Raw genomic sequence first — 21,418 nt, 5'->3', positions numbered from 1 at the left:
GAATGTCGAATATTCGACACGTCGCCGCGGCCCGACCAGCGTCTATCGGCTCAGTTGGCGACCGACCCCATCGACGGCATGGTGATATCCCCGCGCACGTACTGGAACCCGTCCGGATGCTCGGCGCTCACCGGCACCGGCCACCGGTGCCACAGGCTGCCGTACACCGCGGCCACGACCATGCCCGGACCGGGATCGATCACCCTGGTGCGGATGGTGGTGTCGGCGATGACGTCCATGTGCTCGGTCAGCTGCTCCATACCGCTGCGGCCGTTGTTGAGATTCAGCCATACGACGTCGAGCCGGGCCCCGGTCTGGTTGGGCGCGATGGTTCCCGGGCCGCCGAAGAATCCGAACCGGAAGCCGTCGATGTTCAGCGACAGCCCGGATCCGTAGAGCCCCGGCGCGCCACCCCGGCCGACGTTCGATTCCGCCGGAATCTGGAACGGCTGCGCCGGCAGCGCCGCCTCCCGCGACGCGCCGGCGACCCGGGGATCGTCCAGCAGCCGGGCGACTGCCCGCTCGGCGGCGGAATCGCCCGCGGCGGCGGCCCGGAGCCCCTGGGTGGCCGCGGCCCAATCGACCTCGGCGGGATCGGCGGTCGCGTGGCCGGTGAACAGTACGGTGGCCGCCGCGGTCACGACCACGGAGGTGAGGAGTCGACGGGCAAAGGCCGTTGTGCGCATAACCAGTCTCCTTGCAGATGCGGGGTCCGGGGTGCTGCTCAGTGACTCGGTGGCCGGTTCGGCGAACGGGGAACCGGATGGAACTCGGGCCAGCGGAAGCGGGCGGCGAGCGGGCGAGACCCGGCCACGCCGTGGCGCCGGAACGGTTCGATCGAAGAAGACATTGTCACTCGGTCCCGGCCCTGTCCAGGACCGCCGCGCGCGTCGCGCGGGACGTCGATTTCCGGATGACCTCGGGTTCGGGGCTCCTACGTGTCCACGCGACCCGCGGCGGGCGCGGCCCAGGGGACCCGCGCACCCGCGGGTCGGTCGCGGCGATACGTGTTCCGGGGCCGCGGAGCCTTCACCCGATTCGGATGATCCGACGCCGCCGGATCGCGGCATACGGTCGGCCCGGTTCGGTATCGGAACAACCGCTGTGGGAAGGGAGCCCGCGATGCCCGGTCAATTCGTCGAGCCGAAGATGACTCCGGACTACGCGCGGGCGGTGGGCCGCGCCGCCTACCTGTGGGGCTGGCCGCTGGTGAACATGCACAACCGGCGCGTGTTCATGGAGCGGTTGCCGGCGCCCGGGCTGCTGGCCGGGATCGTGCCCGCCGGACCGCCCGGGACGATCGGAATGCTGCACGACTACATCCGCCCGGAAGAGCGGGTGGTCGCCTGCCCGAATCAGGACGTGGTCTACGGGTTCGGCGTGCTGGACGCCGAGCGCGGTCCATCGGTGGTGCAGGTGCCCGATTTCGGGGACCGGTTCTGGGTGTACCAGGTGGTCGATCAACGCACCGATTCCTTCGTGCGGCTCGGCAAGATGTACGGGACCGCGCCCGGGTTCTACCTGCTCGCGCCCGAATCGTGGGACGGAGAGGTCCCGGCCGGGATCACCGACGTGTTCCGCTACGACACTCGCGCGGGAGCGGTCATCCCGCGGGTGTTCCTCGACGACACCGACGCGGACCGCGCGGCCATCGGGCCGCTGGTCGATCGAATCGGTATGTACCCGGTGGCCGAGTACGACGGCACCACAAAAGTCTTCGATTGGGCGAACGCGCCGTCCTACGGAGACAGCGGCTCGACCGCCGGCCAGGGCGAAACCCGATGGGTGGACCCGGAAACCTATTTCTCCGCCCTCGGCGAAGTGCTCGACGAAGTACCCGCGCGGCCCGGGGAGCAGGCGCTCTACGAGTGGTTCCGCTCGATCATCGCCGCCGCCGGGAACGACGAGACCATCGCCGATATCCTCCGGGAGACCGCATGCGATGCCGATGCCGTGGTCGGGGAGTTGTTCGAGTTCCGCAATATCGGGATACCGGTGGCGCACAACTGGACGACGCAGCGCAATGGGGCGGCGTTCGGCAACGACTATCTGTCCCGGACCGCGATCGGCAAGTCGAACATCTTCGTCAACACCGTGAACGAAACCGCCTACTACTACCAGGACCTGGACGACACGGGAAAGCGGCTACACGGGGCGAATACGTACACGGTGCGGTTCCCGGCCGGGCAGTCGCCGCCGGTGCGCGGGTTCTGGTCGCTGACCGTCTACAACAAACACCATTTCTTCCACTCTCACGAACTCGACCGCTACTCGCTGGGTACCAAGAATCAGGATCTGCGGTACGACGCGGACGGGTCGCTGACCTTGACCGTCGGCGGGACACCACCGTCGGATCCGGAACTGTTCGCCAACTGGCTGCCGGCCCCCGACGACGAGTTCTCGCTCTTCCTGCGCGCCTACTGGCCCGCGCAGAGCATCCTCGAGGGCGCCTGGGAACCGCCCGCCGTCACGCTGTAGCGGGGGGCATCAGCCACCGACCGTCTCGGTACTCCTCGGGGAGGTCGTCGCAAGAAACCGTGTCGAAACCCATCGCCTCGAGCTCATCGACCCATCGGTTACGTTGCGATTCGGGTAGCGATGCGCCGCACCAGGGACAGAAATCGATCGCGACGAACGATGTGCCGCCGTCATGGATGATCAATCCGTACTCCGCGAACTTCGCGATGAAGATCACCAAGGCGTCCGGGCAGTCGTACGGGTCCTGGTGCAGCTGACATTCCCAGTCCAGGTTGCTCGTCATCATCTCGCAGCAGTGGCGGGACGGTTCGTTGCGCACCCGGCCGTTCTCACTGAATTCCATCGGTGTCGGAAGGCGCTGTGCGACGGTGCGCCGGTCCGGGTCACCGTGGCGACCAGGACCGGCATTCCGTGTTCGACCTGCCTACTTGAGCTGGGCGCTCGTCTTGCCCAGCACCCGGCGGGCGACGATGAGCTGCTGGATCTGCTGGGTGCCCTCGAAGATGTCGAGGATCTTGGAATCGCGACCCCACTTCTCCAGGAGCAGTCGCTGCGAGTAACCGACCGCGCCGGCCAGTTCGACGGACTTGAGCGTCACATCGGTACCGGTGCGGCCCGCCTTCGCCTTGGACATCGACGCCTCGAGCGAATTGGGTTTCTTGTTGTCGGCCATCCAGGCGGCACGCAACGCCAGCAGGTAGGCGGATTCGTAGTCGGCCTCCATCCGCAGGAATTCGGCCGCCGCGGCGTGCTGGTTGTTCGCCGGGGTGTCGTAGGAGATCTCGATGCCCGCGTCGGTGAGGATGGCGCGCAGTTCCTCGAGGGCGGCGCGGGTGACACCGATGGCCATGGCCGCGACCATGGGGCGGGTGTTGTCGAAGGTCTGCATGACCCCGGCGAAACCCTTCTCCACGTTCACTTCCGGGCTGCCGAGAATATTGTCCTTCGGGATACGGCAGTCCTGCAGCAGCAGCACCGCGGTATCGGAGGCCTTGATCCCGAGCTTGTGCTCGAGCCGGGCCACCGACAGGCCGGGGGCGTCGCGCGGCACCACGAACGATTTGATGGCGGCGCGGCCGAGGCTGCGGTCCACCGAGGCCCACACGACGATATGGGTGGAGCGCTGACCGGCGGTGACGAAGATCTTCTCGCCGTTGAGCACCCATTCGTCGCCGTCGAGGACGGCGGTGGTGGTGACCGCGGCCGAGTCGGATCCGAAACTCGGTTCGGTGATGGCCATCGAGGCCCACACCTTGCCGAACCGCTCCAGTTGGTCGTCGGTGGCCACGGCGGCGATCGCCGCGTTGCCCAAGCCCTGGTACGGGATCGACAGCATCAGCCCGACATCGCCCCAGGAGGTTTCCAGGGCGTTGAGCAGTGCGGACATATTGCCGCCGTTGGCGTTGGCGACGATATCGGGGGTCGTGCCCGGGTCGGCGTCGTCGGAGCGGCCACCGCTGGCGCCGCTGATCTTCTGGGTGCCGGAATCACTGAGGCCGTCGACCATGGCGGCCATGGTGTCGAGTTCGACCGGGTATTCGTGTTCACCCAGGTCGTATTTGCGCGAGATGGGCCGGAAGATCTGCGAGGCCACCTGGTGCGCCTGATTGGCGCTGGCCCGCAGCTTCCTGGGAAGTTCGAGATTGATCATGAGAATCTCCTGGCGATGAACCGGAAAGTTGTTCGGAGGTGGGTGGCCCACCCAGGGTGTTCGGGTCTCGGCCGGATGTTCAGCTCGTCCGACCGACGGTCACTGTCTGTGTTCGGGGCCCGCGGCGCCGATCAGACCAACACCACGCCTTCGGCGATCGCGATACCCCTCAGATCGCGGTACCAGCGTTCGACCGGGTGTTCCTTGGTGAAGCCGTGGCCGCCGAGCAGCTGCACACCGTCGAGGCCGAAGCGCATGCCTTTGTCGGCCGCCAGTTTCTTGGCCAGTGCCGCCTCGCGGGCGAAGGTGAGGCCCTGTTCGGCGCGGGCGGCGCCGCGCAGCGTGACCAGTCGCAGACCGTCGAGCTCGATCGCGATATCGGCGACCATGAACGCGACCGCCTGCCGGTGGCTGATCGGTTCGCCGAAGGCTTCCCGCTCGTTGACGTAAGGGATCACGTAGTCGAGAACTGCCTGCCCGGTGCCGGCCGCCAGTGCGGCCCAGCCCAGCCGGGCGAGCTGGACGGCGTCGCGGTAGTCGGCGGCATGCTGTTTGGCGTCGCCCTCGCCGAGGATCGCGTCGGCGGCGACGGCCACATTGTCCAGGACCAGCCGGCCGAGTCCGGCCGCCCGCAGGCCCATACTCGGATCGGCTTCCACCGACAGGCCCTTGGCGTCGGATTCGACCACGAACAGCGCCGGGCGGCCGTCGAGTTCGGCGCCGACCACGAAGATCTCGGCGTCGGCGGCGGCGGGGACCAGGCTCTTGACGCCGCTGAGCCGGTAGCCGCTGGGGGAGCGCACGGCCTTGGTCTGCAGGCTGAACGGGTCGAACAGGGCGCGCGGCTCGCTGATCACGACCGACGCCTGCGGCACGTTCTCCCCGGTGAAGGCGGGCAGGTAGGTCTGCTGCTGCGCGTCGGTGCCCCACTGGGACAGGGCGACCGCTACGCCGCTGGGCGCCAGCAGCGGCAGGGCCAGGCCCATATCGCCGTGCGCCAGCGCTTCGGCCACCATCGTGTTGGTGACGGCGCCGCGCTCGGTGGCCGCGCCCTCGAGCTCCTCGGGCACGTTGATGAGGGTGATGCCCAGTTCCGCGGCGCGGCCCAGCAGGTCCTGCGGCGCCGCGGCCGCCTCATCGGCGTCGTGTGCGGCCGGGCGCAGGATCTCGGCCGCGAATTCGCGCACCGTCTCGACGATCATCTGCTGTTCGTCGGTGGGGGTGAGGTCGAAGTAGTCCTTGGTCTTCGACTCGTTGTCGGGCAGCCGTTTGGGGGCCCCGCCGCCCGCGACCTTGTTGAAAGCGCGGGTGGCCGCGCCCAGGGTGCGGAATCCGGTCTTGGTGCTCTCGTAGGCGACCCGGTCGATCGGCTTGCGCAGGTTGTACTTCTCGGCCAGCTCCGAACCGGTGATGGTCGACATGACCCGCATGGCGGCGCCCATCCAGTCCCGTTTGGGTTGGTTCAGGCCCACCCCGTTCTCCTGGCGGACGCCGTTATCAGGACGCCGCTTGGTAGCGCTGTCTCGAATGCTCATCATCACCTGTTTCTCGCGCGGGGGTGAGGGTCGGCCCCGGGGGATCTTACTGCGGAGTAAGGCTATCTTACTGCGGAGTAAGAACGGCGTCGAGTGGTCCTTACGTCCTGGTGAGCGGACGCGCCCGGAAAATGCGCAGGTGGTGAAGCCGAGATCGCCCGCCCTGGAATCCAGGACGGGCGATCTCGGCCACCGGTGTTGCCGCGGGAGGGGAGTCGTCGCCCGGGGCCGCGGCATCCGGCCGGCTATTCCCGCACGTACCAGCGCAGGGTCGCGTAGGCCGTGAGCCCGGCGAACACCACGCCGACCGGCATGACCATGAGCGCGGTGGTGAAGATGTCGTCGAAGGTGATCTGTGGAAAGACATTGCTGGCGAACAGATCGCCCAGGGCCCGGTCGATCACCAGCGGGCGGGCGATGAACAGGCCCGCCGTCGCCAGCAGGCCGCCCGCGAGCGCGGCGGCCACCGCCTCCAGGAGGAAAGGCAGCTGGGTGTACCAGCGGGTCGCCCCGACCAGGCGCATGATGCTGACCTCGGTGCGTCGGGTGAACGCCGCGATCTGCACCATGTTCGCGATCAGTAGCAGCGCCGCGACGGCCTGCAGCAGCGCCATGCCGAACGCCGCGTTGCGCAAACCGTCGAACAGGCTGACCAGCCGGTCCACGATGTCCTTGTCATTGCGGACCATGCCCACGCCGGGGCGGCCGTAGAACTGTTCGTAGATCGTCGGATACAAGGAGGCGTCGGACATCTTCACCCGCAACGAGGCCGGCAGCGGGGTCTCGCTCACGTACTCGGCCAGTTCGGGCTGGTCCTTGAAGGTCTTCTCCTTGGCTTCGCGGACCGCCGCGTCCCGGTTGAGGTACTGCACGCTCTCGACGCCGTCGACGTCCTTCAGGTCCGCCATCAGCGTGCGGCACGGGTCGTTCGCGCAGTCGGGGTCGCTCCCGGAGATGTCCTCGGTGAGATACAGGCGCACCTCGATCCGGTCCAGGAAGTACTGCTCTGTCTTGTCCGCGATGCGCACGGCCAGCAGACCGCCGCCCAGCATGGTCAGCGAGACCGCGGTCGTCAGGATCATCGCGATGGTCATGGTGACATTGCGGCGTAGGCCCTCGGAGACCTCGCCGAACAGGAATCCCGCGCGCATTACCGGCCCACCTCGTAACCGCCCATTGCCTGGTCGCGCACCAGTCGGCCCTCGTAGAGCTCGACCACGCGCCGGCGCATACCGTCCACGATCAGGGGGTCGTGGGTGGCCATGAGCACGGTGGTGCCCATCCGGTTGATGTGTTCGAGCAACAGCATGATCTCGTAACTCGTCTCGGGGTCGAGGTTGCCGGTGGGCTCGTCGGCCAGCAGGACCAGCGGCCGGTTCACGAATGCGCGGGCGATCGCCACGCGCTGCTGTTCACCGCCGGACAGTTCGGTCGGCAGCCGATCGGCTTTACCGCCCAGCCCGACCAGCTCGAGCACTTCGGGGACCGTCCGATCGATGAACTGCCGGCGCTTTCCGATCACCTCCAGCGCGAACGCCACATTCTGAGCGACCGTTCGTTGCTGCAACAGCCGGAAATCCTGGAAAACACACCCGATTCGCTGCCGCAGTCGCGGCACCCTCCGCCCCGGCAACCGGTCGACCCGGAAATCCGCGACCGTGATCTCGCCGTCGGTCGGCACCTCCTCCTTGAGCAACAGCCGCATGAAGGTCGATTTACCGGAACCCGACGGACCGATCAGGAAGACGAACTCACCCTTGTCGATATGGACGGTGACGTTTTCCAGCGCGGGTCGCGTAGCGGTCGGATACGACTTGCTGACGTTGCGCAGGGTGATCACGAGGAGACAGTGTAACCATTCGATAACGAAGCGCCAGGCGGGCCGTGTCGCACGTGCTACCGGCCGGGTACGACCTGAACAGGAAGCTGGTGCACGACCGGCACAGCGGGCGCCGGTTGCGGTTTCACCGGCGCGATATCGTCCGGTTTGACGAACAGGTACAGCACGAAGGTAAGGACCCAGCCGCCGGCGAGCACCCAGGTCGATCTACGGGCGCGCATTCAGGCCCTCCCGTCGCATGGCCGCCGCCACCCGCACCCGTAGCTCGCGACTCACCTCGAACTGTTTGCCCGGTAGCGTCCGGGCGACCATTCGGATGTTCATCTGGTCCACCGTCAGATCTTCCACGCCCATCACCGTCGGCTCGTCGAGCAGCAGCGGTTCCAGGCGGGGATCCTGGTAGGCCTGACCGCCCACCTCGTGCAGCACTTCGTTGATCCGGAGGATATCGGCGCTCGCCGCGACCGGCACATCGATCGCCGCGCGGGCCCAATCCTTCGACAGATTGGTGACTTTCACGATCTGGCCGTTCGGGACCGTGATCACCTCACCGTCCGGGTTGCGCAGTTTGGTGACGCGCAGGGTCACATCTTCGACCGTGCCCTCGGCCGGATCCTGGATACCGGTCACCGCGATCCGCACCACATCGCCGAATCCGTACTGGCGCTCGGTGATCAGGAAGAATCCGGCCAGAATGTCCTGCACGATGCGCTGGGCGCCGAAGCCGAGCGCGGCGCCCAGCACCGCGGCCGGTGCGACCAGGCCCGACATGGAGAACCCCAGTCGTTGCAGCACTTCCATCGCGACCAGCACATACGCGACGGTCAGTACGACCCAGGTGAGCACCTGCGCCAGCGCGTGCCGGTGTTTGGCCTCTTCGGACCTGACCAGCGCGTCACCGCCGCGGAATCCGGAATCGATCCGCTGGGTGATCCGGTCGCGGATATAGGTGGCGAAGCGAGCGAACAGCATCGACCCCAGTATCAGCAGCACGATCTCCAGACCCGAAGACCGCAGCCAGGATGTGACATCCGAAGACAAGGCCAGGGACAGGGCCAGCGTTTCGGTCCCCTCCGAATGCATCAGACCACCTGTTCTCGCGCGCACCACCGGACGGCTCGCGGCTCCAAGAGACCGCTAGCCCTCCTGCAGAACTGTACTCATCCGCCAGCGGATCCCGGATTCGATGAATCCGTCGATATCGCCGTCGAGCACCGCCGAGGGATTGTTCACCTCGTAGTTGGTGCGCAGATCCTTGACCATCTGATAGGGGTGCAGCACATACGAACGCATCTGGTTGCCCCACGACGCGCCCTCGTTGGTCTTGAGGGCGTCCATCTGGGCCCGTTCTTCCTGCCGCTTGCGTTCGAGAAGCTTGGCCTGCAGCACCCGCATCGCCGAGACCTTGTTCTGCAACTGCGATTTCTCGTTCTGGCAGGTGACCACGATGCCGGTGGGGATATGGGTGATCCGCACGGCGGAGTCGGTGGTGTTGACGCTCTGCCCGCCCGGGCCCGACGACCGATAGACGTCGACCCGGATATCGGTTTCCGCCACATCGATATGGTCGGTGGTCTCGACCACCGGCAGCACCTCGACCTCGGCGAAGGAGGTCTGGCGGCGGCCCTGGTTGTCGAACGGGCTGATCCGGACGAGCCGGTGCGTGCCCATCTCCACCGACAGCGTGCCGTAGGCGTACGGACTTTTGACCGCGAAAGTCGCGCTCTTGATCCCGGCTTCTTCGGCGTAGGAGGTGTCGTAGACCTCGACGCCGTACTTGTGCCGGTCGGCCCAGCGGATGTACATGCGCATCAGCATCTCGGCCCAGTCCGCCGCGTCCACCCCGCCCGCGCCGGACCGGATGTTCACCAGGGCGTCACGTTTGTCGTATTCACCCGACAGCAGCGTGCGGACCTCGAGTGCCTCCACGTCCGTGTGCAGTGCGGCGCGTTCGGAGTCGGCGTCGGCCAGCGCGCTCGTCTGCGCGTCACCCTCTTCCTCCTCCGCCAGCTCGTAGAGCACCGGCAGGTCCTCGAGGCGTTGCCGTAACTCCTCGACCCGGCGCAGTTCGCCCTGGGCGTGCGACAGCTCGCTGGTGACGCGCTGCGCGTGATCCTGGTCGTTCCACAGCTCGGGGTCGGCAGCCTGATGCTCCAGCTCGTCTATGCGACGGCGTAGCTCCTCGATATCGAGGACCGATTCGACGGTCTTGAGAGTCGCGTCGAGTTCGGCGAGGTCGGCGGTAACGTCAGGATGCACGGTGTTCAAGGCTACTAGGACCCTCCGGCGCGATGAAACCGCGCGGCACTCGGACGCCATCGCGGGGCGAGCGCGATCGTCGCGGGTCAGCCCGGTACGGCGCGCAGGTTGCCGGGACGGTGGCCGGCGAGCTCGTCCAGCGCCTCGGCGGTGGCCGGGTCCGCGGGCAGATAGACGATCAGTTGCTGATCGTCGTCGGCGACGAGACGCAATGTCTCGTACGCCAGCCGCAGCGGGCCGGCCGTGGGATGCGCCAGCCGCGTCACTCCGGTGGCGGCGGGCAGATTGGGCACCGTGGCGACGCGGTCGGTGAAGGCCGCGCCCGCGGTGACGGTGAGCTCATCGGCCAGTGCCGAGATCTCGGGATCGGCGCGGAACGGGCCCTGTTTCAGCGTGGCCACGAGTTGGTCGGCCAGATGGTCCCAGTCCGGGTAGATCTCGCGGGCCCGGGGGTCGGTGAAGGCGAAGTGGGCGAGACCGGACCGGTGTTCGGCGTCCAGCAGGCCCGTCGGCTCCATCAGCCTCCGGTAGCCGTCGGTGCAGGCCAGCGCCTCGGTGAGGCGGTTGACCACGATCGCCGCGGTGGGTTCGAGCTGATCGAGCACGGCCCGCACGGTCGGCCGGATGTCGCGCGCCGACTGTGCCCGGCCCATGCAGTTGAAGCCCGTATCGGCCTTGGTCAGGCGATAGAGATGGACCCGTTCGTTCGAGGTGAGGGCGAGCGCGTCGGCGAGCGCGGCGAGGACCTGCGGTGAGGGATTACGGTCCCGGCCCTGTTCGAGGCGGGTGACGTACTCCACGCTCACTCCCGCGAGCGTCGCCAACTCCGAGCGGCGCAGTCCGGTGGTCCGCCGTCGCGCCCCGGTGGGCAGTCCCACCTGCGCGGGTGTCACCGCGTCTCGTCTGCTGCGCAGGAACAGCCCCATCTCGTTCTCGCTCACATTCCCACGGTAGCCGCGCCGACACCGCTGAGGGTGGCCGTGGCACTACCACCCTCCGTGCGGTCTCCCTGCGGGGCGCGTGGTCCGGCAGATTCGAGTGGAGTCGGCGGCTCTACGCCGCCCGAGAGAAGGAGTACACACCGATGTCCACTAACCCGCTGCGTCTCGCGGTGATCATCGCCAGCGTCCGGGAAGGTCGTTTCGGACCGGTCGTCGCTTCGTGGTTCGCCGCGCAGGCCGCCCTGCACGATCGGTTCGAGATCGATGTGATCGATCTGGCCGAAGCCGAGATCCGGCTGCCCCTGCCGGCGGTGTCCCCCCGGCTGGAGCCGAACCCCGAGCGCCCCGCGGGTATGCGGGATCTGACCGAACGGCTTGCCGCCGCCGACGCGTTCGTCATCGTGACGCCCGAGTACAACCGCAGTTTCCCGGCCGCTCTGAAGGCCGTCATCGATTGGCATTTCACGCAGTGGGAGCGCAAAGCGATCGCTTTCGTCGGCTACAGCGGACTGAGCGGGGGACTGCTCGCGATCGAACAGTTGCGGCAGATCTTCAACGAACTGGACGCGCACACCGTGCGTGAGTACGTCTCGTTCCCCCGCTACTACCTGCTGTTCGACGAGGACGGACAACTGCGCGCGCCCGAGGAACCGGCCGCCGCGGCACAGGACGTGCTGGACCGGTTGCACTGGTGGGCGCAGGCCCTGGTCGCCGCGCGCGCGGTAACGGTCTGACCGCGCCGGCCCGGGCCGCAGACTCGAGCGCGGCCGCGGTGTGTGTCCGGCGCGACGCGACTCGATAGGGTTTCGGTGTGGCTGTTCACTCTTCTGACCTCGAACTCGCGCTGCGCCTGGCCGACGAGGCGGACGCGATCACCCGGGAACGGTTCGGCGCCCTCGACCTGAAGGTCGAGGCCAAACCGGACCTCACCCCGGTGTCCGACGCGGATCTGGCCGTGGAAGAGGCCATTCGCCGGATATTGCGGCACGGGCGGCCCGAGGATTCGGTCGTGGGGGAGGAGTTCGGCGGCACGGCCGAGTTCACCGGCCGGCAGTGGGTCGTCGACCCGATCGACGGCACCAAGAACTTCGTGCGCGGTGTTCCGGTGTGGGCGACCCTGATCGCTCTGCTCGAGGATGGGGTGCCGGTGGTGGGTGTGGTGAGCGCGCCCGCCCTGGCCCGCCGCTGGTGGGCCGCGAGCGGCCAGGGCGCGTGGTCGAGTTTTCATCCGGGGGCGCCGCAACCGATCGCGGTCAGCGCGGTCGCGGACCTCGGTTCCGCGAGCCTGGCATTCTCCAGCCTGTCCGGTTGGCGCGACCGCGGCCTGCGGGAGAAGTTCATCGGCCTCACCGACGAGGTGTGGCGGGTCCGGGGTTACGGCGATTTCTTCAACTATTGCCTGGTCGCGGAGGGCGCGGTGGATATCGCGGCCGAACCCGAGGTCTCGCTGTGGGATCTGGCCGCGCTGGACATCCTGGTCCGCGAGGCGGGCGGCACGTTCACCTCGCTGGACGGGCGGAAAGGCCCGCACGGTGGAGACGCAGTGGCGTCCAACGGTCGGCTGCACGACCAAGTTCTGCAGCGCCTCGGCGAGTAGCCGGGCAGGTTCACGCCCGGGCATTCCCCGAGCCCGCCGCCGGGCCCGGGGTCGAGTGGCGGGATCAGCCCATGGTTTTGGCGCCGTCGATCGCCTCGCGGATGATATCCGCGTGACCGGCGTGCTGGGCGGTCTCGGCGATGATGTGGAGCAGCGCCCGGCGAGCCGACCATTGCGTCTCCTGGAACCAGGGAGCTTTGGGCAGCGGCCAGGTCGCGTTCAGGTCGGGCAGGGTGGCCACCATCTCGTCGGTCCGGGCGGCCACCTGGGCGTAGGTCGCGAGCACACCGGCCAGTGTCTCGCCGGGCAACAGGCGGAACTCGTTGTCGCGTTCCGCGAAATCCGCCGCCGTCAGATCGTCGAAATCCTTCATGGCCGACGTACCGTCCACGATGAAATCCACCCAGCCGCGTTCGACGCCCGTGACGTGTTTGATCAGGCCGCCCAGGCACAGTTCGCTGGGCGTCGGGCGGGCGGCGGCCTGTTCGTCGGTCAGGTCACGGGTGGTGAAGCGCAGGAAGAAGCGCGCGCCGCGCAGTTCGGCGAGCAAGTCGGCGCGCTCGCCGGAAAGGGCGGCGGTGTCGCCGGTCTCGTCGAGAGTGGAGGTTTCGCCCATGGTTTTCGCCTTCCGTCAGGTGCTGTGATCGGGGGTTTCCGTGTTCGAAAACCACGATATGACCGATAGCGGTCACTTTTCGACCTCAATCATCGGACGGCGAGAATTTCCGGCGAACTGCTACCCGACCAGGCGTGATGCCTTCACCGGCGGCCGGCGTCGGCGGGCGTGAGGTCGATGCCGGGCGGTGGCCGCAGCCGCCGGAGGGTGCCGTCCATACTGGTGACGAACAGAGCCCAGGCCTCGCCGTCGCGGGCGATGCGCACCGACGTGGCGCCGTCGGGCGGCATCCGGATCGGGTCGGGTGGTTTGATCAGCCCGGTGATGATCGCGCAATTCGTCCCGGTGGCCGGATCCACGCGGTAGACCCCGCCGACGCCGTGGTCGGCGACGTACAGGGTGCCGTCACGGGTGGCCTCCATATCGTCGGGAACAGCGAGCAGCTCCGGAAAACTGGCGACGACCTGCGGGTCACCCGGCGCGTCGAGCGGGACGCGGAAGATGCGCATGGTCAGGTTGTCGGTGTAGATCGAGCGGCCGTCCGGGGCCAGGGCCAGCCCGTTCGTCAGCGACAGCGGTGACCACCGCTCGGTGAATTCGCCGGTGGCCGGCCGGTACCGAGAGATCCCGCCCGGTAGGCCCGTGACCCCGATCGTGCTGATCAGCAGGTCGCCGTCGGGGAGCAGGAGCACACCGTCCGGACCGTTCAAGCCGGTCCGCAGCACGGTGACCGCGCGGGTGTCCAGGTCATAGCGCTGCAGGGTGCCGGGCGCGGCGGTGACGCCGTCGCCGGTCAGGAAGTACACCGACCGGCCGGCTGTGCGAACTCCAGCCGGATTATCCAGCCCGGTCACCAGCTTTTCGAATGTCCCGTCCGCCGCCAGATGGGCCAGGAACCCGTCCGTGATGCCGGTGACGTAGAAGCCGCCCGCCCCGTCGGAATCGAGGTTCTCCAGGTTGCCGACGCCCGCGACGAGAGTGGTCGCCTCCCAGCCGTCCGCGCACATCGGCGGGAACGGCTGGGCCTGCGCGGGCGCCGCGCTCATACAGGCTGCCGTTGCCGTCGCCGCGGCGAACAATGCCCACCGGGCGCGGCGCCGTGCTCTACCGGATGTCATGCCGGACAATGTAAGGGATCCGTCGCGCCCCGGCCGGGAACTCGTACTCGCCGGGGAGGGCGGAGCCGCGTGCTGCGGGGGGACTGGTCTTCGACGTTCATCCACATGTGCGCAAGACGGGCAGCGACCCCGGGGTCGCCCACCCTGGCCCCCTACGGCCGTCCGCGGAGGCTCGTAGGATGGCCGCGTGGAATCCCCCGAAGCCCGCACCGCCCCCGCCCCCGACTCGGCCGCCGAATCCGGGGCGGCACAAGAGATTCTGAGCAGGGTGTTCGGTTACGACAGTTTCCGGGGCGAACAGCGCGCGATCGTCGACCAGGTGGTCGGCGGCGGCGACGCGCTGGTGCTCATGCCCACCGGCGGCGGGAAATCGCTCTGCTATCAGATACCCGCGCTGGTCCGCGACGGGGTCGGGGTGGTGATCTCACCGCTCATCGCGCTCATGCAGGACCAGGTGGACGCGCTGAGCGCGCTCGGGGTGCGGGCCGGATTCCTCAACTCCACCCAGTTCCCGGACGAACGCCGCACGGTGGAGGCCCAGTTCGCGGCCGGTGAACTCGACCTGCTGTATCTGGCTCCGGAACGACTCCGGATGGAATCCACCGCCCAACTGCTCGATCGGGGTAGGATCGCGCTGTTCGCGATCGACGAGGCGCACTGTGTATCGCAGTGGGGTCACGACTTCCGGCCGGACTATCTGGCGCTGTCGATGCTGCACGAACGCTGGCCGGATGTGCCCCGCATCGCGCTGACCGCCACCGCGACCGATAAGACCCGTGACGAGATCATCACCCGGCTGGACCTGGGCGGGGCGCGGCGTTTCGTCGCCAGTTTCGACCGGCCGAACATCCAGTACCGCATCGAACCGAAGAACCGGCCCGATCGTCAGCTGCTCGATTTCCTGCGCGCCGAGCATCCCGGGGACGCCGGGATCGTGTACTGCCTGTCGCGGAACTCCGTGGAGAAGACAGCGGCGTTCCTGACCGAGAACGGGGTGCGCGCGGTCCCGTACCACGCCGGTCTGGACAATCGGACCCGCGCCGAGAACCAGGCCCGTTTCCTGCGTGAGGACGGTCTGGTCGTCGTCGCGACCATTGCGTTCGGTATGGGTATCGATAAACCCGATGTCCGTTTCGTCGCGCATCTCGACCTGCCCAAATCCGTCGAGGGCTACTACCAGGAAACCGGCCGAGCCGGCCGTGACGGACTGCCCTCCACGGCGTGGATGGTCTACGGCCTGCAGGACGTGGTACAGCAGCGCAAACTCATCGAATCCTCCGAGGGTGACTCCGCTCATCGCCGTCGGCTGCAACTGCACCTGGACGCCATGCTCGCCCTGTGCGAGACGGTCGACTGCCGGCGCGCCCAGCTGCTCGCGTACTTCGGTCAGGCGCCGCAGCCGTGCGGAAACTGCGATACCTGTCTGACGCCGCCCGAATCCTGGGACGGTACCGTCGCCGCGCAGAAACTCCTGTCGACCGTGCTGCGTCTCGAGCGCGAGCGGGGCCAGAGCTTCGGCGCCGGCCATCTCATCGATATCCTGCTCGGCAAGCAGAACCAGAAAGTCCAGCAGTACGACCACCACGAACTGAGCGTGTTCGGGGTGGGCGCGGACCTGCGCGATACCGAATGGCGCGGTGTGGTCCGCCAACTGCTCGCACAGGGTCTGCTCGCGGTGCACGGCGATTACGGCGTGCTGGTGCTGACCGAGTCCAGCAAGGCCGTCCTTTTCGACGGCCGCCCGGTCCGGTTGCGCCGTGAGCCCGAACGTCCCACTCCGTCACGCGCCGCCCGTTCCGCGAAATCCGGTAGGTCCGTGCCCACGGACCTCGACCCCGCCGATACCGGGCTGTTCGAGAAACTGCGCCAGTGGCGCGCCGATGCCGCCAAGGAACAGGGGGTCCCCGCGTACGTGGTTTTCCACGACGCGACCCTGCGCGATATCGCCGCCCGCAAACCCGCCGATCTGGCGGCCCTGGGCGGGGTGAGCGGCGTGGGCGAGAACAAACTGGCCCGTTACGGCGAGCAGGTTTTGGAGGTTCTGACGGCCGGATGAGCGGCGGCGGAAGGCGCTGGCACAGAACCGCTTTCATCCGATGATTCCTCCCGCCAGTGACGATAGGGGGGTGTACGGAGCCTCTAACCTGGCAGTATGTCCAGCAAGCGCACCCCGTGGTCGCGGTCACGCCACCGCGCCGGCTCGTCTGCGGATCAATTCGGCAGTCTGGATCCGCGGGTCATCCGCGCCGCGACCAGCCGCCCCGGCGACCGTCCGACTGCGGGCGCCCCGAGGGCGGCCGAACCGTCGCCCGACCCGAAATTCGTGACCGCCGTCGGTCACGACGCAGAGTCCGGGGACGCGGGCGAGTTCGCCGAGGCCGAGGCCGAGGCAGACCTACCGGCACCCGGCCGTGCCGAGGGCTTCACCGACCGGTCCGTTTCGAGGAGGGAGCCGCAGATGCCGCGCAGCCTGTCCGAATCCGACCCGGAGCCCCGGCCGGCCGCGGATCGTGTGCCCGAACCCGCCGCACCCGATCGGCCGTTCGTCCCTCCGGAACCTCCGCGGACGTCGCCGGCCGACGCCTCCTATCCGTCGCCGTCCTCGCGGCGCGAATGGGCCCCGGAGGCCGGAGATCCGATGGGCGCCCACTGGACCGTCCCGGAGCACGAGGCTCTCGAGCTGCTGCCGTCGAGCGGGCACGCGCTGCTCGGACTGTGTATCGGGATCGCGGTACTGCTCGCGGTGGGGTGTTTCTATCTGGGTCGCACCACCGGCCCGAACCAGGCCGGCGCCCCGACCGTGGCCACCGCGATCTCGACTATGGCTCCCCGCGCGACAGTGGACTCGGCGCCCACGAGTTCACCCGATGTGGGAGTCGGTTTCGTCTGGGGCAAGGTGAAAACCAACGACGGCAGCACCCTCACTGTCAAGAGCGAGATAAATCATTCCATGGTCGTCGTGCACACCGATGACGACACCAAGGTCTACGTTCTGGTCGCGACCACGGTGGCGGCCATCGCGGAGGGCGCTCCGGTATTGATCTACGGTCGCAAACACGCGGATGGTTCGATCGACGCCGACACCATCACCGGTGTCTCGCTGCGTGCGCTCGGCCCGCGCTAGCCCGGCGACCTGTCGGAAGGCCGGCGCCGAGGTGAAGGCAGGACGATCCGCGGGGCCGTGATTCAGCGACAAAGCGCTACCAGCGGACGATAACTGACCGCAATTCGAGAACAATCGGCAGTATGGCGAATACGAGTACGCGGACGTTGCGCCTGTTGTCGTTGCTCCAGACGCACAAGTACTGGCCCGGTAACGAACTGGCCCGGCGGCTGGGCGTCTCGGCGCGGACCCTGCGGCGCGATATCGACCGGCTCCGGGACCTGGGCTATCCGGTGGAGGCCCAGCGCGGCGTCGACGGTGGATATCAGCTGGCGGCAGGGGCGGCACTGCCCCCGCTCATGGTCGACGACGACGAGGCCGTGGCGCTGGTGATCGGGCTCCAGTTCGCGATGCAGGGCATGGTGGCGGAGGTCGCCGAATCCTCGGTGCGCGCACTGGCCAAAGTGGTGCAGGTGATGCCGCCCCGGCTGCGCCGGCGGGTGGAGGCGATTCGCGCCATGACCGTGCCCGGCGATTGGGACGGCGGCCGGTCCGGTCGGGGCCCCGACCCGGGTGCGCTCACCGCGGTCGCCCTGGCCTGCCGGGACAGTCGGCGGTTGCGATTCGCCTACACCGCCGCCGACGGCACCCGCACCGAACGGCACGTCGAGCCGTATCGCCTGGTCGCCCTGGGCCGGCGCTGGTATCTGGTCGCCTTCGACCTGACCCGCCACGATTGGCGAAGTTTCCGGATCGACCGGCTCACCGGCCCCGAGGACGACGGGTCGCGCTTCCGGCCCCGCGAGCTGCCCACCGTGGATGCCGCGGAGTTCGTCCGGTCCCGGGTGGAGAACATGCCGCGCCCCTACCGGATCGAAGTTCTGGTCGATGCCCCGGCCGAAACCGTCGCCCGCGCCCTCGGTCGCTGGGGATCGGTCGAGGCGACCGATCCCGGACGCTGCCGGGTATCGATGACCGCGGATTCACTGGACTGGCCGACCATGGTGCTCGGAGCGCTCGACGCCGACTTCCGGATCCTGCAACCGCCGGAGTTGATCGCCCACGTGCGGGCATGGGGTGAACGGTTCCGCCGGGCCCATCCCGGCGCTGCCGATTCCACCGCGGCGCCGTGAGCTGCCCGGTGCGAAGACCGGGTGCGCCGGATGCGCTTGGGGGGACGCGGTGAATGCGAAATTCAGCGATCTGTACCAGTGGGCCGCACCGCACGCAGGCGCCGCGCCGGTTCCGTCGGTTCGCCGAGCGAGAGCCGGGCGGACGTCCCGGCGTCGACGCCGCCCTGCTGGACCGCGTCGACCAGTTCTGCTGTCGCGGTGGCCAGCAGTTCGGGATGGGAGAACGGCATCCAGTGTCCGGCGGGCACATCCCGGCGCCACAACCGCGATACCCATTGCGCCGTATCGTCGTACCCGGCGGGCCGGACCGCGATATCGCGTCCGGCCACGATGAGCTGCACCGGCACGTCGGTGGTCCGCTCCCGTGGATTCAGCAGGCGCGCAACGATATTGGCGCGGTAGATGAGCAGGCCGTCGACCATATCCCGTTTCAGCGTCGGGGCGAAGAAGATCGTCGAGGCCGCGGTGTCGTTCATGATCTGGATGACCCGCCGCCAGCGCTGTTCGGTGGCGAACAGCCCGAAGGTCAGCCGCGGCAGGCCCGGGGTCATGAAGAATCCGGTATAGGCCGAGGACAGCAGCTGGGTGAACGGCTGCCAGATATTGCGCGGGGTGGGCCGGCGCAACCGGGACCGCACCCATTTGCCCAGGTGGTCGAGGTTCGGCCCGGATACCGAGGTGAACGAGGCGATCCGCTCGGTGGCGCGCGGCTCGCAGACGGCCTCCCAGACCTGCACCGAGCCCCAGTCGTGCGCGAGCACATGGACCGGGCGTTCGGGGCTGACCGCGTCGGCGACCGCGAAGAAGTCCGCGGCGAGCTCTTCGAGCCGGAAATCGGCGACCCGGTCGGTGCGGGTCGAGGCGCCGTGCCCCCGGGTGTCGTAGGCCACCACATGGAATCGCCGGGCCAGGATCGGGATCACGCCGTGCCACAGGTGATTGGTATCGGGCCAGCCGTGCACCAGTACGACGGTTTCCGCGGCCGGGTCGCCGTATTCGTAGACCGCGAGGTCGAAGGCGCCGCTGCGGACGGTTCGCTCGGTCGCGGTGAGTTCGGTTCTCGGGTCCGTCACGATTGCTCCTCGGTGCTGTCGGCGGTGGTGGTCGTTGCTACAGGTCGAGTACCAGACGTTCACCCGCGCAGCGTGATACGCAGGCGAGCAGATCGCCCGCGGCACGCTCGGCGGGGGTGAGGACGGTATCGCGGTGGTCGGGTGCACCGGCCAGTACCCGGACCTTGCAGGTGCGGCAGAACCCCTGGCGACATGAGTACGGCTGGTCCGGTCGTTGCGCCAGCAGCACATCCAGGACGGATCGATCTGCCGGTACCGCCAGCACTTCGCCGCCGCGGGCGAGTTCGACCTCGAACGGTGTGCCGTTCACGATCGGCGGCGCCGAGAACCGCTCCGAATGCAGTTCCACACCGGGCATTCCGCGGACGGCGGCACCGATCACACCGACCATCGGCGCGGGTCCGCAGCAGTACACGGCGGTATCGGGGCCGACGCCGCGCAACAGTTCCGCGCCGGTCGGCAACCCGTCGCGATCGTCGGTGCGGACCGTGACCCGGTCGCCGAACCCCGCCACCTCGTCGAGAAAGGGGAGTGCGTCCCGGGAGCGGCCGGTGTAGAGCATCGTCCAGTCGACGCGCAGGGAGTGCGCCAGCCGCATCATCGGCAGGATCGGGGTGATGCCGATTCCGCCGGCGACGAAGCGCAGCCGGGTGGCCGGTGACCCGTAACCGGGTACGGCGAAGGGAAACGCGTTGCGTGGTCCCCGCACGAACAGTGTCGTGCCGACCTCCACCGCGCGGTGCGTCTCCGCGGAGCCGCCGTCGCCGTCGGGGATACGGCGCACCGCGATCCGATAGGTCCGGGTGTCGGCCGGATCGCCGCACAGCGAGTACTGCCGCAGGCGTCCGGACGGCAGCTCGAGGTCCAGATGCGCCCCGGGCCGCCACGCCGGTAGCGCACGCCCGTCCACCGCGGCGAAGCGCAGGCTCACCACATCGTTGTCGTGCGCTTCGATCCGCCGCCCGACGACCCGGACGGGAATCCGCCGGTCGTCGCGGCGCGGCGCGAGGTCGCGCCGGTTGGTGATCGCGGTCCAGCGCAGCCGGGCGTTCACCAGGGCGTCGAGCAGGCGCATGGTCCGGTCCGGGTGACGCCTTCTGTGCAGATCGTCCGGCAGTGGGAGCGTGGCCGATTCCGGGGTCGTGACAGTCACGAGGCGGCCCGGGCAGCCGGGGACTGCGCCAGGTAGGCGATCGCCTGCGCGGTGGAACCGACCGACTCCGGGCTGTATCCGGGTTTGAAGGTCGACAGCGCGCTGATCAGCAGGGACGGAATCCCGGGCAGCGCCCCGCGCCACATGGATTCGAAGATCCGGAGCAGGAGCCGCGGATAGCCGAGGTCGGGCAGCGACGGGTCCTGATGTACCAGGTATTTGGTACCGCGGACGAGCAGCACCAGGAACGAGGGGAACACCAGCAGCATCAGCGCGCCGCGGCGCAGGTATCCGACCCCGAAGTATTCGGCGACATCGTGGGCCACATTGCGGTGTTCCACTTCTTCGGCGCCGTGCCAGCGGTACAGGTCCAGCATGCGCGGGTCGGCGCCGAACTCTTCCAGGTCGCTGTTGAGCACCCAGTCGCCGAGGAAGGCGAAGAAGTGTTCCAGCGACGCGATGACGCCGAGCCGGTCCACCAACTGTTGTCGTCCGGCCCGGGTGGTGGTCGCCCGGCGCGGCCCGATGGTCTTGCGGAAGAGATATTCGGCCTGCCGGAGGAACGGGCCCGGATCGATGCCGTTGGCGGTGAGCAGCATGGCGTGCGAGCCCGCATGAGTTTCGGCGTGCATCGATTCCTGACCGATGAAGCCGAGCATGTCCTCGCGCAGTTTCTCGTCCCGCACGAACGGCAGGGCTTCGCCGAATGTGGTGAGGAAGCTGCGTTCACCTTCGGGCAACAGCAGGTTCAGCGAGTTCATGACATGGGAGGCGATGGGCTCGGTGGGCATCCAGTGCAGTGGGACAGCGGTCCAGTCGAAGCGGACGTCGCGGGCGTTCAACGCGACCTCCCCCGGATCGGTCGCTCGCGTCGGGGCGGGGTTGCCGAACAGCCTCATCGATCCTCCTTGATCGCTACCG

Annotated in this window: 21 protein-coding genes; 6 read left to right on the top strand and 15 right to left on the bottom strand. The window is 68.3% G+C overall.

The window, feature by feature from the left end; all coding sequences use genetic code 11:
• Nucleotides 1–50 precede the first annotated feature (50 nt).
• Complete coding sequence (locus OG804_RS16705) at nt 51–686, bottom strand: hypothetical protein (RefSeq protein ID WP_328387578.1); 636 nt, start codon at nt 684–686, stop codon at nt 51–53.
• Between the two features lie 436 nt (nt 687–1,122).
• Between OG804_RS16705 and OG804_RS16700 the strand changes: the two genes are divergently transcribed.
• Nucleotides 1,123–2,478, top strand: a complete 1,356-nt coding sequence (locus tag OG804_RS16700; protein ID WP_328387576.1) for a DUF1254 domain-containing protein — start codon at nt 1,123–1,125, stop codon at nt 2,476–2,478.
• Here the strand turns inward: OG804_RS16700 and OG804_RS16695 are convergent.
• The 9 genes from OG804_RS16695 to OG804_RS16655 form a co-directional block, all read right to left on the bottom strand.
• Nucleotides 2,468–2,821, bottom strand: coding sequence for a DUF6980 family protein (locus OG804_RS16695; RefSeq protein ID WP_328387574.1), 354 nt, complete (start codon nt 2,819–2,821; stop codon nt 2,468–2,470). The two genes, OG804_RS16700 and OG804_RS16695, sit on opposite strands and share 11 nt — an antisense overlap.
• A gap of 81 nt (nt 2,822–2,902) precedes the next feature.
• Nucleotides 2,903–4,129 (bottom strand): acyl-CoA dehydrogenase family protein, encoded by a 1,227-nt coding sequence (locus OG804_RS16690; RefSeq protein WP_328387573.1) that lies wholly within the window; start codon nt 4,127–4,129, stop codon nt 2,903–2,905.
• 131 nt (nt 4,130–4,260) lie between these two features.
• On the bottom strand, nt 4,261–5,670 hold the full coding sequence (locus OG804_RS16685) for an acyl-CoA dehydrogenase family protein (RefSeq protein WP_442941546.1): 1,410 nt from the start codon (nt 5,668–5,670) through the stop codon (nt 4,261–4,263).
• A 239-nt stretch (nt 5,671–5,909) separates the two neighbouring features.
• Entirely contained in the window at nt 5,910–6,815 is a 906-nt protein-coding gene (gene ftsX / locus OG804_RS16680) for a permease-like cell division protein FtsX (RefSeq protein WP_328387569.1), read from the bottom strand.
• Nucleotides 6,815–7,504 carry a cell division ATP-binding protein FtsE gene (gene ftsE / locus OG804_RS16675; protein WP_328387567.1) on the bottom strand — a complete coding sequence of 230 codons (690 nt, stop codon included), beginning with the start codon at nt 7,502–7,504 and terminating at the stop codon, nt 6,815–6,817. Before ftsE ends, ftsX begins: the two co-directional genes overlap by 1 nt.
• Nucleotides 7,505–7,560: 56 nt before the next feature.
• Nucleotides 7,561–7,725, bottom strand: a complete 165-nt coding sequence (locus OG804_RS16670) for a hypothetical protein (protein ID WP_328387566.1) — start codon at nt 7,723–7,725, stop codon at nt 7,561–7,563.
• Nucleotides 7,712–8,587 (bottom strand): mechanosensitive ion channel family protein, encoded by an 876-nt coding sequence (locus OG804_RS16665; RefSeq protein WP_328387565.1) that lies wholly within the window; start codon nt 8,585–8,587, stop codon nt 7,712–7,714. The genes OG804_RS16670 and OG804_RS16665 overlap by 14 nt, the downstream gene beginning before the upstream one ends.
• A 54-nt stretch (nt 8,588–8,641) precedes the next feature.
• A complete protein-coding gene (gene prfB, locus OG804_RS16660; protein ID WP_328387564.1) occupies nt 8,642–9,763 on the bottom strand; it encodes a peptide chain release factor 2 in 1,122 nt (373 codons plus the stop codon).
• Between the two features lie 86 nt (nt 9,764–9,849).
• On the bottom strand, nt 9,850–10,704 hold the full coding sequence (locus OG804_RS16655) for a helix-turn-helix domain-containing protein (RefSeq protein ID WP_328387563.1): 855 nt from the start codon (nt 10,702–10,704) through the stop codon (nt 9,850–9,852).
• Nucleotides 10,705–10,847: 143 nt separating this feature from the next.
• Between OG804_RS16655 and OG804_RS16650 the strand changes: the two genes are divergently transcribed.
• Together OG804_RS16650 and hisN are read left to right on the top strand one after the other, a co-directional pair.
• Nucleotides 10,848–11,438, top strand: coding sequence for an NADPH-dependent FMN reductase (locus OG804_RS16650; RefSeq protein WP_328387561.1), 591 nt, complete (start codon nt 10,848–10,850; stop codon nt 11,436–11,438).
• A 77-nt stretch (nt 11,439–11,515) separates the two neighbouring features.
• Nucleotides 11,516–12,301 (top strand): histidinol-phosphatase, encoded by a 786-nt coding sequence (gene hisN / locus OG804_RS16645; protein WP_328387560.1) that lies wholly within the window; start codon nt 11,516–11,518, stop codon nt 12,299–12,301.
• Between the two features lie 64 nt (nt 12,302–12,365).
• Here the strand turns inward: hisN and OG804_RS16640 are convergent, their stop codons facing one another.
• Nucleotides 12,366–12,917, bottom strand: coding sequence for a DinB family protein (locus tag OG804_RS16640; RefSeq protein WP_328387558.1), 552 nt, complete (start codon nt 12,915–12,917; stop codon nt 12,366–12,368).
• Nucleotides 12,918–13,060: 143 nt separating this feature from the next.
• Entirely contained in the window at nt 13,061–14,035 is a 975-nt protein-coding gene (locus OG804_RS16635; RefSeq protein WP_328387557.1) for an SMP-30/gluconolactonase/LRE family protein, read from the bottom strand.
• Nucleotides 14,036–14,222: 187 nt separating this feature from the next.
• On the opposite strand from OG804_RS16635, the gene recQ reads away from it, so the two are divergent.
• The 3 genes from recQ (at nt 14,223) to OG804_RS16620 (ending at nt 18,271) form a co-directional block, all read left to right on the top strand.
• Nucleotides 14,223–16,091: a DNA helicase RecQ gene (gene recQ / locus OG804_RS16630; RefSeq protein WP_328387555.1), complete on the top strand. Its 1,869-nt coding sequence runs from the start codon at nt 14,223–14,225 to the stop codon at nt 16,089–16,091.
• Between the two features lie 96 nt (nt 16,092–16,187).
• A complete protein-coding gene (locus OG804_RS16625; RefSeq protein ID WP_328387553.1) occupies nt 16,188–17,159 on the top strand; it encodes a hypothetical protein in 972 nt (323 codons plus the stop codon).
• Nucleotides 17,160–17,281: 122 nt separating this feature from the next.
• Nucleotides 17,282–18,271 carry a helix-turn-helix transcriptional regulator gene (locus OG804_RS16620; RefSeq protein ID WP_328387551.1) on the top strand — a complete coding sequence of 330 codons (990 nt, stop codon included), beginning with the start codon at nt 17,282–17,284 and terminating at the stop codon, nt 18,269–18,271.
• A gap of 62 nt (nt 18,272–18,333) precedes the next feature.
• Here the strand turns inward: OG804_RS16620 and OG804_RS16615 are convergent, their stop codons facing one another.
• From OG804_RS16615 to OG804_RS16605, 3 genes are all read right to left on the bottom strand, one after another.
• Nucleotides 18,334–19,344 carry an alpha/beta fold hydrolase gene (locus OG804_RS16615; protein WP_328387549.1) on the bottom strand — a complete coding sequence of 337 codons (1,011 nt, stop codon included), beginning with the start codon at nt 19,342–19,344 and terminating at the stop codon, nt 18,334–18,336.
• Nucleotides 19,345–19,381: 37 nt separating this feature from the next.
• Nucleotides 19,382–20,419 (bottom strand): PDR/VanB family oxidoreductase, encoded by a 1,038-nt coding sequence (locus OG804_RS16610; protein ID WP_328398449.1) that lies wholly within the window; start codon nt 20,417–20,419, stop codon nt 19,382–19,384.
• A 74-nt stretch (nt 20,420–20,493) separates the two neighbouring features.
• Nucleotides 20,494–21,396 (bottom strand): metal-dependent hydrolase, encoded by a 903-nt coding sequence (locus OG804_RS16605; RefSeq protein ID WP_328387546.1) that lies wholly within the window; start codon nt 21,394–21,396, stop codon nt 20,494–20,496.
• Between the last annotated feature and the right edge of the window lie 22 nt (nt 21,397–21,418).

This window comes from Nocardia sp. NBC_00416 (assembly GCF_036032445.1).
GTDB lineage: Bacteria > Actinomycetota > Actinomycetes > Mycobacteriales > Mycobacteriaceae > Nocardia.
This window is presented reverse-complemented; position numbering and strand designations above follow the sequence as displayed.